The sequence below is a fragment of the Parageobacillus toebii NBRC 107807 genome, from assembly GCF_003688615.2.
Taxonomy (GTDB): domain Bacteria; phylum Bacillota; class Bacilli; order Bacillales; family Anoxybacillaceae; genus Parageobacillus_B; species Parageobacillus_B toebii.
Map to the genome: position 1 here is coordinate 1,870,427 of NZ_CP049703.1, position 13,882 is coordinate 1,884,308.

16 protein-coding genes and 1 other annotated feature are annotated in these 13,882 nt (G+C 43.1%); of the genes, 15 read left to right on the top strand and 1 reads right to left on the bottom strand.

The annotated features are described in order from the left end of the window. The first annotated feature begins 20 nt into the window (after positions 1-20). Positions 21-1,154, top strand: coding sequence for a cell division protein FtsZ (gene ftsZ, locus DER53_RS09710; protein WP_062753470.1), 1,134 nt, complete (start codon positions 21-23; stop codon positions 1,152-1,154). A 316-nt stretch (positions 1,155-1,470) separates the two neighbouring features. Here ftsZ and DER53_RS09715 read toward each other — a convergent pair whose 3' ends face one another. Then, on the bottom strand, positions 1,471-1,638 hold the full coding sequence (locus DER53_RS09715; protein WP_156482438.1) for a hypothetical protein: 168 nt from the start codon (positions 1,636-1,638) through the stop codon (positions 1,471-1,473). Positions 1,639-1,746: 108 nt separating this feature from the next. Here DER53_RS09715 and spoIIGA point away from each other — a divergent pair, with 108 nt between their 5' ends. The 14 genes from spoIIGA to pyrR all read left to right on the top strand — a co-directional run bounded on the left by spoIIGA (position 1,747) and on the right by pyrR (position 13,771). Further along, positions 1,747-2,673, top strand: coding sequence for a sigma-E processing peptidase SpoIIGA (gene spoIIGA, locus DER53_RS09720; protein WP_062753468.1), 927 nt, complete (start codon positions 1,747-1,749; stop codon positions 2,671-2,673). Between the two features lie 51 nt (positions 2,674-2,724). After that, positions 2,725-3,444 carry an RNA polymerase sporulation sigma factor SigE gene (sigE, locus tag DER53_RS09725; RefSeq protein WP_015863365.1) on the top strand — a complete coding sequence of 240 codons (720 nt, stop codon included), beginning with the start codon at positions 2,725-2,727 and terminating at the stop codon, positions 3,442-3,444. Positions 3,445-3,563: 119 nt separating this feature from the next. Continuing rightward, positions 3,564-4,343, top strand: coding sequence for an RNA polymerase sporulation sigma factor SigG (sigG, locus tag DER53_RS09730; RefSeq protein WP_062753466.1), 780 nt, complete (start codon positions 3,564-3,566; stop codon positions 4,341-4,343). A gap of 89 nt (positions 4,344-4,432) precedes the next feature. Then, the gene (locus DER53_RS09735) at positions 4,433-4,675 is read left to right on the top strand and encodes a YlmC/YmxH family sporulation protein (RefSeq protein WP_015863367.1); all 243 of its coding nucleotides are present in this window, start codon (positions 4,433-4,435) and stop codon (positions 4,673-4,675) included. A gap of 95 nt (positions 4,676-4,770) precedes the next feature. Further along, positions 4,771-5,589: a peptidoglycan editing factor PgeF gene (pgeF, locus tag DER53_RS09740; RefSeq protein WP_062753464.1), complete on the top strand. Its 819-nt coding sequence runs from the start codon at positions 4,771-4,773 to the stop codon at positions 5,587-5,589. Positions 5,590-5,592: 3 nt separating this feature from the next. Continuing rightward, positions 5,593-6,270, top strand: a complete 678-nt coding sequence (locus DER53_RS09745) for a YggS family pyridoxal phosphate-dependent enzyme (protein ID WP_041269847.1) — start codon at positions 5,593-5,595, stop codon at positions 6,268-6,270. Positions 6,271-6,282: 12 nt separating this feature from the next. Next, positions 6,283-6,717: a cell division protein SepF gene (locus DER53_RS09750; RefSeq protein WP_015863370.1), complete on the top strand. Its 435-nt coding sequence runs from the start codon at positions 6,283-6,285 to the stop codon at positions 6,715-6,717. A gap of 6 nt (positions 6,718-6,723) precedes the next feature. Continuing rightward, the gene (locus tag DER53_RS09755; RefSeq protein WP_062678259.1) at positions 6,724-6,993 is read left to right on the top strand and encodes a YggT family protein; all 270 of its coding nucleotides are present in this window, start codon (positions 6,724-6,726) and stop codon (positions 6,991-6,993) included. Between the two features lie 48 nt (positions 6,994-7,041). Continuing rightward, entirely contained in the window at positions 7,042-7,815 is a 774-nt protein-coding gene (locus DER53_RS09760) for a YlmH family RNA-binding protein (RefSeq protein ID WP_062678258.1), read from the top strand. 74 nt (positions 7,816-7,889) lie between these two features. Next, entirely contained in the window at positions 7,890-8,402 is a 513-nt protein-coding gene (locus DER53_RS09765; RefSeq protein ID WP_015863373.1) for a DivIVA domain-containing protein, read from the top strand. Positions 8,403-8,448: 46 nt separating this feature from the next. Continuing rightward, positions 8,449-8,666 (top strand) — a binding site (T-box leader). 105 nt (positions 8,667-8,771) lie between these two features. Next, positions 8,772-11,543: an isoleucine--tRNA ligase gene (gene ileS / locus DER53_RS09770; RefSeq protein WP_062753463.1), complete on the top strand. Its 2,772-nt coding sequence runs from the start codon at positions 8,772-8,774 to the stop codon at positions 11,541-11,543. Between the two features lie 117 nt (positions 11,544-11,660). Continuing rightward, on the top strand, positions 11,661-12,128 hold the full coding sequence (gene lspA / locus DER53_RS09775; protein WP_174525689.1) for a signal peptidase II: 468 nt from the start codon (positions 11,661-11,663) through the stop codon (positions 12,126-12,128). Next, positions 12,128-13,042, top strand: coding sequence for an RluA family pseudouridine synthase (locus DER53_RS09780; RefSeq protein ID WP_015863376.1), 915 nt, complete (start codon positions 12,128-12,130; stop codon positions 13,040-13,042). The genes lspA and DER53_RS09780 overlap by 1 nt, the downstream gene beginning before the upstream one ends. A gap of 189 nt (positions 13,043-13,231) precedes the next feature. Continuing rightward, positions 13,232-13,771, top strand: coding sequence for a bifunctional pyr operon transcriptional regulator/uracil phosphoribosyltransferase PyrR (pyrR, locus tag DER53_RS09785; RefSeq protein WP_015863377.1), 540 nt, complete (start codon positions 13,232-13,234; stop codon positions 13,769-13,771). Positions 13,772-13,882: the final 111 nt, after the last annotated feature.

Genomic DNA, 13,882 nt, shown 5'->3' on the forward strand with positions numbered 1-13,882 from the left:
GAATTTGGGAGGATTTAGTTATGTTGGAGTTTGACACTACAATTGATCAAATGGCAACGATTAAGGTGATTGGTGTTGGCGGCGGCGGTAACAACGCTGTAAATCGAATGATTGAGCACGGTGTACAAGGTGTTGAGTTTATTGCTGTCAATACGGACGCACAGGCGTTAAATTTATCGAAAGCACCAACAAAGCTGCAAATTGGCGCAAAATTAACGCGCGGTTTAGGCGCAGGTGCAAATCCGGAAGTAGGGAAAAAAGCAGCGGAAGAAAGTAAGGAGCAAATTGAAGAAGCGCTGAAAGGCGCTGATATGGTGTTCGTTACTGCAGGAATGGGCGGTGGAACAGGAACTGGGGCTGCTCCAGTTATTGCTCAAATCGCCCGTGAATTAGGAGCATTGACTGTTGGTGTCGTTACCCGTCCATTCACATTTGAAGGGAGAAAACGGGCGACACAGGCAGCAAGTGGTATTGCCGCGATGAAAGAAGCAGTCGATACATTAATTGTCATTCCAAACGACCGCTTGCTAGAGATCGTCGATAAAAACACACCGATGTTAGAGGCATTCCGTGAAGCAGATAACGTTCTTCGTCAAGGTGTACAAGGTATTTCGGATTTAATCGCAGTGCCAGGTCTTATTAACTTAGACTTTGCCGATGTGAAAACAATTATGTCCAACAAGGGCTCTGCGCTAATGGGCATCGGGATTGCAAGCGGGGAAAACCGGGCGGCGGAAGCGGCCAAAAAAGCAATCTCTAGTCCATTGTTAGAAACATCGATTGATGGAGCACAAGGTGTTTTGATGAACATTACTGGCGGCACGAATTTAAGCCTTTATGAGGTACAAGAAGCTGCCGATATTGTCGCATCTGCGGCTGACCAAGATGTTAATATGATTTTCGGCTCGGTCATTAATGAAAACTTAAAAGATGAAATTATTGTAACGGTTATTGCGACTGGGTTTAATGAAAATGTGGCATCACAATCGCGCCCATCCCGTATTGGAATTGGTACGATTCCGAAAGTAACAGCAGCACCAAAACGGGAAAAACACGAAGAAGCCGTACAAGATTATGCGGCGTTGCGTTCCGCGCAAGCCGAAGATCCGCTTGACATTCCTGCTTTTCTTCGCAATCGCAATCGCCGCCGCTAAACGAAAGAGCGCGAATCTTTTATGGTTCGTGCTCTTTTTCTTTTAGTTAATATTTTTTCCTAGCGCGTATCGCGAAGCTAGGATGGTGACATTTCGCCGTTGCCCGCAGGACGCGGGGCCACTCTTAGGAGAAATAGGGGCGCCTTTTGCTTTTCCATTTGCCTAGTTGCGGCGGCAACACATTGAATTAACTTCTCTGAACAACCCACGCAAGACCAAACTTTGTTTGGTCTGAGCCTCCTCGCGGGTCCTTCAGCGCGTGTCGCGGAGCCAGGATGGCGACATTTCGCCGTTGCCCACAGGACGTGGGCAGCTTTTAGGCGAAATTGGGCGCCTTCCGCTTTTCTTTATTGTCTAGCTCGGCGGCTAGCTCTCTTGTGCGAAATAACCTTCTCCCTTGAAGTGCAAGCACTTCAGCGGTCGAAGAACATTTCGCTTCGAGAGCTAATCGCGCCGCCTTCCGCTTTTCTTGTTTCTTTGACAAAAATTCCTGTATTTCACCATCATAAATTGACAGACTTTCCAATAAGATGTACTATATACTATTTTCAGAAACTGCTTGTTTTTGTTGTGAGTGAAGGAGGCTGTTTGATTGGCCGTTTATTTGGATGTCATTTGGTTATTAAATGTTTGTTTTGACAGTTTATTGCTTTGGTTGACAGCAATTATGTTAAAGCGGGATGTCGTGTGGTGGCGAGTGTTGTTTGGAGCGTTTATTGGCGCATCTCTTGTTGTAATGATATTTACACCGTTTTCTATGTATGCTCAGCATCCGGCAATCAAAATTGTGTTCTCATTTCTCATCGTTTTCGTTACATTTGGATTTAAACGAATAAGGTATTTTTTGGAAAATTTATTTGCCTTTTATTTTGTGACGTTTACGGTCGGAGGAGGTATGATTGCCGTCCATTATTTTTTGCAGCGGCAAATCGATATTCATGCAAGTGTGTTAACAACGTATTCGCTCGGTGTGGGCGACCCGGTCAGTTGGATGTTTGTTTTATTAGGATTCCCAGCCTTATGGTTATTTTCGCGAGCACGCATCAACGGGATTCGCGAAAAAAAGTTGCGATTTGAACATATTGTCGACGTCCTTATTGTATTTGATGGCATACCTCTTCAATTAAAAGGACTCATTGATAGCGGCAACCAACTATATGATCCACTATCGAAAATGCCTGTCATGATTGTTGAGATGAATAAAGTAAAGGAAGTGCTGCCGGAAGAATTAGTGCAACATATCCAGTTAGGAAAATCAATGGATTGGATCAATAATGAGCAATTGGAAAAGTGGGTGCATCGTCTGCGTATTGTTCCATATCGGGTTGTAGGGAGCGAACAACAATTTTTAGTTGCGATTAGACCAGACCGCATCATGATTTTTTACGAACAACAATGGCTGGAAATCCAAAAAGGGCTTGTCGGATTAAACGAAACCAATTTATCTGCTGATGGAGAATATGAGTGTATTATACATCCGAAAATGGTACAAACGGGGAAGAGGCTCACAGCTTCATGATTCGTTACTATATCATACTCGCTTTTTGCTAATTTAGAAGGGGGGATTTTGATGAAAACGTGGAAACTTCGTATCATTTATTTTTGGTATAAGTTATTGGCGAAGTTAAGGATTAAAGCGGATGAAGTGTATTATATCGGTGGAAGTGAGGCGCTGCCGCCACCGTTGACAAAAGAAGAAGAAGAGATGTTGATTAAAAAGCTTTCATCTGGGGATGAAACTGCACGGTCGCTGCTTATTGAGCGCAATTTACGGCTTGTTGTATATATTGCGCGCAAATTTGAAAATACGGGAATTAATATCGAGGATTTGATTAGCATTGGAACGATCGGACTTATTAAAGCAGTAAATACGTTTAATCCAGAGAAAAAAATTAAATTAGCGACATACGCTTCTCGTTGCATTGAAAATGAAATATTAATGTATTTGCGCCGCAATAATAAAGTGCGTGCGGAAGTATCGTTTGATGAACCTTTAAATATTGATTGGGATGGTAATGAATTATTGTTATCAGATGTGCTTGGCACGGAAGATGATGTGATTACGAAAGACCTTGAAGCAGATGTCGATCGGCGTCTTTTATTCAATGCGCTAAGGCAGCTTAGCGACCGTGAAAAACAAATTATGGAACTTCGTTTCGGGCTTTCAGGCGGAGAAGAAAAAACGCAAAAAGATGTTGCCGATTTGCTTGGCATATCGCAATCTTACATATCACGGCTAGAAAAGCGGATTATTAAGCGGCTTCGCAAAGAATTCAATAAAATGATGTAAAATGACGGCAATGGTTTCGCATTGCCGTTTTTTTATGCATGGATCTGCGTGCATATTTTTCCTTCCGGAGGAGATACTGAAAATGGACGATTTAGCATCTCCTGATGGGAGGGAACAACTTGACAAGAAACAAAGTTGAGATTTGCGGAGTAGACACATCTAAGCTCCCTGTACTAAAAAACGAAGAAATGAGAGAATTGTTTAAGCGAATGCATGAAGGGGATTTGGAGGCAAGGGAAAAATTAGTGAATGGCAATTTGCGGCTTGTATTGAGCGTCATTCAACGCTTTAATAATCGCGGTGAATTTGTGGATGATTTATTTCAAGTTGGTTGTATCGGACTTATGAAATCGATTGATAACTTTGATTTAAACCAAAATGTAAAATTTTCGACATATGCAGTACCGATGATTATTGGAGAAATTCGCAGATATTTGCGCGATAATAATCCGATTCGCGTATCTCGCTCGCTTCGTGATATTGCCTATAAAGCGTTGCAAGTGCGTGAAAAGTTGATGAGCGAGACGGCGAAAGAGCCTTCGGCGGAAGAAATTGCAAAGGTGCTTGGCATTCCTCATGAGGAAGTGGTGTTTGCCTTAGATGCAATCCAAGACCCTGTTTCGTTATTTGAGCCAATTTATAACGATGGCGGTGATCCGATTTACGTGATGGATCAATTAAGTGATGAACGCAACCGTGATAGCCAATGGATTGAAGAAATTGCGCTAAAAGAAGGACTGCGCCGTCTAAATGAACGAGAAAAAATGATTATCCGCAAGCGTTTTTTCCAAGGAAAAACGCAAATGGAAGTTGCCGAAGAAATTGGAATTTCCCAAGCGCAAGTATCGCGGTTGGAAAAGGCGGCGATTCGTCAAATGAATAAAAACATTCAAGTATAAGAGCTGCTCGTTCAGCTCTTTTCTTTTTTACATAAGCCACTAGGCAAACTCATATAGTTATGATAAGAGAAGAAAGCGGGGGATGTTGAATGATGAGAATTTCTGAGTTTCAAACAAAAGATGTGGTAAACGTTGCAAACGGAAAAAAATTAGGCAATATCGGGGACATAGATATTGATTTAGAGACAGGGCAAATACAATCACTGATTATTTTAGGATCAGGGAAAGTACTCGGTTTATTTGGCCGGGAGGAAACGACAGTCATCCCGTGGCAAAATATCGTCAAAATTGGTGCGGACGTTATTTTAGTACGTTTGCATGAAAGCGAGTAAATAAAAAAAATAAGGATTATCATGTTTAAGCAAACTATGATAAAATAGGAAAAAAAGTGATAAAAATCAACAAAAAAGATATGAGGTTGACGAGGATGTCAGATATTTTTCGACAAATAGAAAAGGAATTGTTGATGCTGCAGTCGCATTCGTTTCCTCAGATCGTCGCTGGATTTACGACGAAACATGGAGGAGTGAGTAAAGGAGCGTTTGCGACATTCAATTTAGGGCTGCATGTTGGGGATGACCCTTCTTTTGTTTGCAGCAATCGACAGCGTTTGGCGGATTTGTTGCAATTTCCACTTGAACGGTGGATATGTTGCGACCAAATACATGATGTTCACATTGAAAAGGTGACAACCGACCACGGTGGAAAAGGAACAACGGATTATCAGTCCGCTATAGCGGGTACGGACGGTCTGTATACAGAAGAGGCAAGATTGTTGCTTGCCTTATGTTTTGCTGATTGCGTACCGCTTTATTTTATGGCTCCGAAACATGGCATGATTGGCCTTGCTCATGCCGGATGGAAAGGAACAGTAAAAAACATTGCGGGAGAAATGGTTCGTCTTTGGCATGAGTGTGAGCAAATTCCTCTTGAGGATATATACGTTGTGATCGGCCCTTCGATTGGCGCTTGTTGCTATATCGTCGATGACCGTGTGATCACGCGCGTCGATCGCGTTTTGGAAGGGGAAGAGAAGCTTCCGTATAAGCAGGTGAGCATAGGGCAATATGCTCTTGATTTAAAAGAGCTGAATAAAGTATTACTGATAAAGGCAGGAATTCATGAAGAACATATTGATGTTTCCGGGTATTGTACGAGTTGTGCTGATCATTTGTTTTTCTCTCATCGCCGTGATCAAGGAAAAACAGGAAGAATGATGGCGTTTATCGGCAGGAAGGAGGAATGAATGATGACGGTTCGCGACAATTTAGCAATCATTCGAGAAAACATTGAAGCAGCGTGCCAACGAGTAGGACGCAATCCTGCCGACATTCGCATTGTTGCCGTTACGAAATATGTAAGTGTAAAGCGGGCGAGAGAGGCGCTAGAAGCCGGCATTACCGATTTGGGAGAAAATCGTGATGACGGGTTGTTGAAAAAATATGAAGCGTTGGGCGCGGAGCCGACATGGCATTTTATTGGCACACTGCAATCACGAAAAGTGAAAAATATTATTGACAAAGTGGATTATATTCACTCGCTTGACCGTATGTCGCTTGCTAAAGAAATCGAAAAGCGAGCAACGAAGCGGGTGAAATGTTTTGTTCAAGTGAACGTATCGGGTGAAGCGACTAAACATGGATTAGCAAAAGAAGAAGTGATTCCGTTTATTCAACAGCTGCAAGACTTTTCGCATATTGAAGTGATTGGTTTAATGACGATGGCGCCTTATACAGATGATGAATCTATTTTACGTACATGCTTTCGTCAATTAAAATTATTGCAAGAAAATGTACAAGCATTACATATTCCAAACGCTCCATGTACGGAACTGTCTATGGGGATGTCCAACGATTACGTGATCGCCATTGAAGAAGGCGCAACTTTTATTCGCCTTGGCACATCGCTGGTTGGAAAAGAATTTTAGGAGGTGAAATCAATGGGATTAATCAAAAAGTTTAAAGATTATTTTTTAGAGGAAGACTATGAGGAATATGAAGAATATGAAGAGGAATATGAGGAAGAGGAAGAAATGCGGCAAGCGACAAAGGCAAATACCAAATCCAATGTGGTGAGCTTACAAAGCGTGCAAAAGTCGTCGAAAGTAGTATTAATTGAGCCAAGAGCATATGCGGAAGCGCAAGAAATCGCTGACCATTTAAAAAATCGCCGCGCGGTTGTGGTGAATTTACAACGAATTCAACACGAACAAGCAAAGCGTATTGTCGACTTTTTAAGCGGTACCGTATATGCCATTGGAGGAGATATTCAACAAGTTGGCACAAAAATTTTTTTGTGCACGCCAGATAACGTAGATGTGACTGGTTCGATTTCCATCGATAGTGACGATGATACATCAATGAAGAGGTGGTAGCCGTTTATGCACAGTTTGCTTTGGTTTTTGAGTACATTGATTCAAATTTATTCGTATGCGCTCATTATTTACATTTTGATGTCATGGTTTCCCAATGCTCGTGATACAAAAGTCGGCCAAATGCTTGCGACGATTTGCGAGCCATATTTAGAACCGTTTCGCCGCATTATTCCACCAATCGGAATGATTGACATTTCTCCGATCGTCGCTTTTTTAGTGCTTGAATTTGCGACAAAAGGGTTGTATGCCCTTTTTGATATGTTAAATTTAGTGTGAGGAATCCATCATAGGGTTCCTTTCTTCATGGAAGTTAGGTGTGAACAGATGGAAATATACCAGCATTTTCGCAAAGAAGAACATCATTTTATTGACCAGGTATTAGAGTGGCAAGAAACGGTAAAGAGACAATACGCACCAAAGCTTACTGACTTTTTAGATCCACGTGAGCAACAAATTGTGCAAAGCGTCATCGGTCGCGATGAGGAGGTTCGCATTGCTTTTTTTGGCGGCGCCCCGTTTGTGGAGCGCAAAAGAGCGCTATTGTTCCCGCCATATTTTCAGCCCACGGATGAAGATTATGAAATTGCTTTGTTTGAGGTCCATTATCCGAGCAAATTTATCAGCCTAGAGCATCGCCAAGTGCTAGGGGCGCTCATGTCGCTTGGGTTGAGGCGCGGAAAATTTGGTGATATTTTAATGAAGGAGGAACGGGTTCAATTTTTGGCGGCCAACGAAGTGGCGGACTATATCCGCCTACATTTGCACGCAATCGGGAAAGCAAATGTTTCGGTAGAAAAAAGACCGTTGACAGAGATTATCACGTTAGAAGAAAAGTGGCAAGATACGACCATTACCGCTTCATCATTAAGGCTGGATGCAATATTATCACAAGCATTTCATGTATCACGGCAAAAAATTCAGTCATTCATTGAAAATGGATTTGTAAAAGTAAATTGGAAAATCGTTGAACAAGCACATTTTGAATGCCAACAAGGAGACATTCTTTCCGCGCGCGGATTTGGCCGCTGTAAAATTATATCCATTGAAGGAAAAACAAAAAAAGAAAAGTGGCGCATTCGAATCGGAATACAAAAATAATCGAATGGTTGCAGGAATTGATAGAAAAATGTCGAATGATAAGGAAAAGGAATTTCGAGACGGAGGTGGCCATTGTGCCTTTAACGCCATTAGATATTCATAATAAAGAGTTTAGCCGGGGTTTTCGCGGCTATGATGAAGATGAAGTAAATGAATTTCTTGATCAAGTCATTAAAGATTATGAAATGGTGATTCGCGAAAAAAAGCAACTTGAGGAAAAAGTGGCGGAATTGACAGAAAAACTAAATTACTTTACTAATATTGAAGAAACATTAAACAAATCGATTTTAGTTGCCCAGGAAACAGCGGAAGAAGTAAAGCGAAACGCGGAGAAAGAAGCGAAACTAATCATTAAAGAAGCGGAAAAAAATGCGGAGCGCATCATCAGCGAAGCGCTTGCGAAATCGCGGAAAATCTCTCTTGAAATTGAAGAACTAAAGCGGCAATCGAAAGTATTTCGCATGCGTTTTCGCATGCTCATTGAAGCACAGCTAGAAATGTTGAATAATCGCGATTGGGATGATTTAATGGAATATGAAGTGCCAGAATTAGAAACAAAGGAGAAGGAAGAACTCTCCCAATCTTGACGACCATTGATTTTTTCGCATATAATATCGAATAAAATGAACATAGGCGTTAACGATGAAAGGGACAGTAGCTCTTTCAACGCTTATTTCAGCGAGCTGGGGATGGTGGAAGCCTGGCATAAGCGAAAGAGTGAAGATCACCCTGGAGTTCCATGCTGAACGGAAAAGTAGGCAGTGGCGTGTCATTCACGTTACGAATGCAAAGTGGGCTATGGCATACATAGCCAATAAGGGTGGTACCGCGAGACCGTTCTCGTCCCTTTTTGGGAGAGAGCGGTTTTTTACGTTTCTACTGTCTTTCCAACTTGATCAGCTGCTTATCTATTTCGCTCATTTATACATGAAATAATAAGGATAGGAGGAATGAACATGGATTATAAAGAAACGCTGTTAATGCCACAAACGGAATTTCCGATGCGCGGAAACTTGCCGAAGCGTGAACCGGAAATCCAGAAAAAATGGGAAGAAATGGACATTTATCGAAAAGTGCAAGAACGGACAAAAGGACGTCCATTGTTTGTTCTGCATGACGGGCCGCCGTACGCGAACGGCGATATTCATATGGGACACGCTTTAAATAAAATTTTAAAAGATATTATCGTCCGCTATAAATCGATGAGCGGCTATTGCGCGCCATACGTTCCTGGATGGGATACACATGGACTTCCGATTGAAACAGCGCTCACGAAAAAGGGAGTTGACCGAAAATCGATGAGCGTTGCGGAATTTCGCAAGCTTTGTGAACAATATGCGTATGAACAAATTAATAATCAGCGCGAGCAATTTAAGCGTCTTGGCGTGCGCGGCGATTGGGAAAATCCATATATTACGTTGAAACCGGAATATGAAGCACAACAAATTAAAGTGTTTGGCGAGATGGCGAAAAAAGGACTTATTTATAAAGGCCTAAAGCCGGTATATTGGTCTCCATCAAGCGAATCGGCGTTGGCGGAAGCGGAAATTGAGTATAAAGACAAACGTTCCCCTTCCATTTATGTTGCATTCCCAGTGAAAGATGGAAAAGGAGTGCTTGACGGGGATGAAAAGATCGTTATCTGGACAACAACGCCTTGGACGATTCCAGCAAACTTAGCGATTGCCGTCCATCCAGACCTTGATTATCAAGTGGTGGAAACAAACGGTGCAAAATATGTCGTTGCTGCTGCGTTATTAGAATCTGTTGCGAAAGAAATCGGCTGGGACGAAGTAACGGTTGTGAAAACGATCAAAGGAAAAGACTTAGAATATGTCGTGGCAAAACATCCGTTTTATGACCGCGATTCTTTAGTCATTTGCGGTGAACATGTTACGACAGACGCCGGAACAGGATGCGTTCATACCGCGCCTGGACATGGGGAAGATGACTTTATTGTCGGGCAAAAATACGGCTTGGATGTGCTATGTCCAGTCGATGAGCGCGGCTATATGACAAGCGAAGCGCCAGGCTTTGAAGGACTGTTTTACGATGAAGCAAACAAAGCGATTACGCAAAAATTAGAAGAAGTCGGGGCGCTTTTAAAACTCAGTTTCATCACTCACTCGTATCCGCACGACTGGCGTACGAAAAAGCCGACGATTTTCCGTGCTACGACACAATGGTTTGCATCCATCGATAAAATTCGCGGTGAACTGCTTCAGGCCATTAAAGAAACAAAATGGATTCCGGAATGGGGCGAAATCCGCATCCATAATATGATTCGCGACCGCGGCGATTGGTGCATTTCTCGTCAACGTGCATGGGGGGTACCGATTCCAGTCTTTTACGGGGAAAACGGTGAACCAATTATTACGGACGAAACGATTGAACATGTATCTAACTTGTTCCGTCAATATGGTTCGAACGTTTGGTTTGAGCGTGAGGCGAAAGATTTATTACCGGAAGGATTTACTCATCCATCAAGCCCGAACGGTATCTTTACGAAAGAAACAGACATTATGGATGTATGGTTTGATTCCGGTTCTTCCCATCAGGCAGTGCTTGTAGAACGTGATGATTTACAACGCCCGGCAGATTTATATTTAGAAGGTTCCGACCAATATCGCGGCTGGTTTAACTCTTCGCTTTCGACTGCCGTCGCTGTTACCGGTAAAGCACCGTATAAAGCTGTATTAAGCCACGGATTTGTTCTCGATGGAGAAGGACGGAAAATGAGCAAATCGCTTGGCAATGTCGTTGTGCCGGCGAAAGTGATGGAACAGCTTGGTGCCGACATTTTGCGTTTATGGGTTGCTTCTGTTGATTATCAAGCGGACGTTCGCATTTCTGACAGCATTTTAAAACAAGTGGCGGAAGTATATCGCAAAATTCGCAATACGTTCCGCTTTATGCTCGGAAACTTATTCGACTTTAATCCAGAAACAGATGCGGTTCCGGTTAACGAATTACGTGAAGTCGACCGCTACATGATTGTAAAATTAAACCATTTGATTGAAAACGTAAAGCATGCCTATGAAACGTATGATTTTGCGTCCATTTATCACGATGTGAACAATTTCTGTACTGTTGATTTAAGTGCTTTCTATTTAGATTTTGCAAAAGATATTTTATATATCGAAGCGCCAAACGATCGCGCCCGCCGTTCGATTCAGACGGTATTGTACGAAACGGTTGTCGCGTTAACAAAGCTTGTAGCGCCGATTTTGCCGCATACTGCAGAGGAAGTATGGGAGCACATTCCAAATCGAAAGGAAAAAGAAGAAAGCGTTCAACTTGTTGATATGCCAGAGACAATAAACATTGACGAAGAAGACGCGATTGTTGCAAAATGGGATGCGTTTATGAACTTGCGCGATGATGTGTTAAAAGCGTTAGAAGTGGCGCGCAACGAAAAAGTGATTGGCAAATCGTTGACCGCAAGCGTTACGGTATATCCGACAAAAGAAGCGCGACAATTGCTTGGATCGATCGAAGAAGATCTAAAACAGTTATTTATCGTATCCGAGTTTACGATTGCAGATGACTATGAACATGCTCCAGAAGATGCGCAAAAATTGGCCAATGTGGCCGTTATCGTCAAACCGGCGGAAGGAGAAACATGCGAGCGTTGCTGGGTGGTGACTCCGGAAGTAGGAAAAGATGCGGATCATCCGACATTATGCCCTCGATGCGCCCATATTGTGAAAGAACATTATTCCGCCTAAAGCTGGCGGAGCTGCCGGATTGCGGCGGCTCCGCTGTTTTTATCGCATCATCCAATTGTCTATAATTGCCTGATTATGCTACAATGCATTAGGTATGATATACGTGAGTGGGGGGATATGGTGATATACTATATCATTGCGCTGGCGGTCATCGCCATCGATCAGTGGACGAAATGGCTCGTTGTAAAATATATGAAGCTTGGTGAAAGTATTCCGATCATTCCAAACGTGCTTTATATCACTTCACATCGTAACCGCGGAGCGGCATGGGGTATTTTACAAGGGCAGTTTTGGCTGTTTTATTTGATTACCGTAATCGTTGTCATTGGGTTAGTCGTCTATATTCAGCGTTTGCCGCGCGGAGAGCGGTTGTTTGGAATCGCTTTGGGCCTTATGCTTGGAGGAGCGATCGGCAACTTTATTGACCGGGTTTTCCGCAAAGAAGTCGTTGACTTTATTCATACATACATTGGCACATATAGCTTTCCAGTGTTTAATATTGCTGATTCCGCGCTTTGTATCGGTGTAGCGCTTGTCTTTATTAAAACGTTTTTTGCTGGAAAAACAGAAAAGGAGAATCGGTAATGGATGTTATTCAATTTCATATTGATGCGGAATACGACAATGAACGGATTGATAAAGTGATTGCAGCATTAAATGAAGAATGGTCTCGTTCCAAAGTGCAGCAATGGATAAAAGATGGGCTTGTCACCGTTAACGATCAGCATGTCAAAGCGAATTACAAGAGTTCAGCCGGCGATGTCGTTGTCGTTCGCCTTCCGGAACCGGAGCCGCTTCATGTCGTGCCAGAGAATATTCCGTTAGATATTTATTACGAGGATGCTGATGTTCTTGTTGTCAATAAACCGCGCGGCATGGTCGTTCACCCAGCACCAGGGCATATGCGCGGCACGCTCGTAAACGCCTTGCTTGCCCATTGCACCGATTTATCAGGCATTAACGGAGTGCTTCGTCCGGGTATTGTGCATCGCATTGATAAAGATACATCTGGATTATTGATGGTTGCCAAAAACGATATGGCGCACCAGTCGCTTGTCGATCAACTTGTGAAAAAAACGGTGACGCGAAAATATAAAGCGATTGTTCATGGAGTAATTCCACACGATTACGGCACGATTGACGCGCCGATCGGCCGCGATAAACGAGATCGTAAAAAAATGACGGTAACAGAAGAAAACGGAAAAGAGGCGGTCACTCATTTCCGTGTGTTAGAACGTTTTCGCCACTATACGTTTGTCGAATGCCAATTAGAAACAGGAAGAACCCATCAAATTCGCGTGCATATGAAATATATTGGCTATCCGTTAGCGGGCGATCCGCAATACGGACCGAAAAAGACGCTGCCAATTGACGGGCAGGCTTTACATGCAGGAGTGCTCGGATTTACCCATCCGCGCACCGGAGAATATTTGGAGTTTGAGGCGCCACTTCCGCCTGAGTTTGAGCATCTTTTACAATTGTTGCGAAAAGGTGATTGACAACTAGACAAAGAAAACGTACAATAAGGTCAAATGAATAAGAACCTTTAAATTCAGTCCTGTGAGGCTGAGAAGGGATCGGATCAATATCAATATGATAACGTAAGGCGCAGTATGTCTTGTTCTGTACGCGTGAACGGTTCCTCTCGCTTCCTGGGCGGGAGGATTTTTTTATGGAGGTGAAATGGCATGCAAAAAGCCGTCGTATTAGACGAACAAGCGATTCGCCGCGCATTGACGCGGATTGCCCATGAAATTATCGAACGCAACAAAGGCATTGATGACTGTGTGCTTATCGGCATTAAAACGCGCGGCATTTATTTAGCGAAACGATTAGCGGAACGGATTGAACAAATTGAAGGAAAAGCAGTCCCTGTTGGTGAATTAGATATTACATTGTATCGCGATGATTTAACGGTAAAAACAATCGACCACGAGCCGCTCGTGAAAGGAACGGATGTACCATTTGATGTGACGAATAAAAAAGTAATATTAGTGGATGATGTATTGTTTACCGGCCGAACGGTGCGCGCGGCGATGGACGCGGTGATGGACCTTGGGCGTCCGGCGCAAATTCAGCTTGCGGTGCTTGTCGATCGCGGCCATCGCGAACTGCCGATCCGCGCTGATTTCGTCGGCAAAAACATTCCAACATCAAGCTCCGAATTGATTGTCGTTGAGTTGACGGAAGTCGATCAGTTGGATCAAGTCAGCATTCATGAAAAATAAAAGCAATCCCTTTTAAATGCAGTCCCGAGAGGCTGCAAAAGGGACGGAAAGATAGGCTCGGACTATCTCTGTACCCTCTTTGCACCCTCAAGGGCAAAGAGGTTTTTTTAT

What these genes read in the sequence shown, in the direction of transcription:
- ftsZ (WP_062753470.1), top strand. Translation starts at nt 21, where the DNA reads ATGTTGGAGTTTGACACTACAATTGATCAAATGGCAACGATTAAGGTG.
- ileS (WP_062753463.1), top strand. Translation starts at nt 8,772, where the DNA reads ATGGATTATAAAGAAACGCTGTTAATGCCACAAACGGAATTTCCGATG.
- DER53_RS09745 (WP_041269847.1), top strand. Translation starts at nt 5,593, where the DNA reads ATGACGGTTCGCGACAATTTAGCAATCATTCGAGAAAACATTGAAGCA.
- DER53_RS09780 (WP_015863376.1), top strand. Translation starts at nt 12,128, where the DNA reads ATGGATGTTATTCAATTTCATATTGATGCGGAATACGACAATGAACGG.
- DER53_RS09755 (WP_062678259.1), top strand. Translation starts at nt 6,724, where the DNA reads ATGCACAGTTTGCTTTGGTTTTTGAGTACATTGATTCAAATTTATTCG.
- pyrR (WP_015863377.1), top strand. Translation starts at nt 13,232, where the DNA reads ATGCAAAAAGCCGTCGTATTAGACGAACAAGCGATTCGCCGCGCATTG.
- DER53_RS09735 (WP_015863367.1), top strand. Translation starts at nt 4,433, where the DNA reads ATGATGAGAATTTCTGAGTTTCAAACAAAAGATGTGGTAAACGTTGCA.
- lspA (WP_174525689.1), top strand. Translation starts at nt 11,661, where the DNA reads ATGGTGATATACTATATCATTGCGCTGGCGGTCATCGCCATCGATCAG.
- sigE (WP_015863365.1), top strand. Translation starts at nt 2,725, where the DNA reads ATGAAAACGTGGAAACTTCGTATCATTTATTTTTGGTATAAGTTATTG.
- DER53_RS09760 (WP_062678258.1), top strand. Translation starts at nt 7,042, where the DNA reads ATGGAAATATACCAGCATTTTCGCAAAGAAGAACATCATTTTATTGAC.
- DER53_RS09750 (WP_015863370.1), top strand. Translation starts at nt 6,283, where the DNA reads ATGGGATTAATCAAAAAGTTTAAAGATTATTTTTTAGAGGAAGACTAT.
- pgeF (WP_062753464.1), top strand. Translation starts at nt 4,771, where the DNA reads ATGTCAGATATTTTTCGACAAATAGAAAAGGAATTGTTGATGCTGCAG.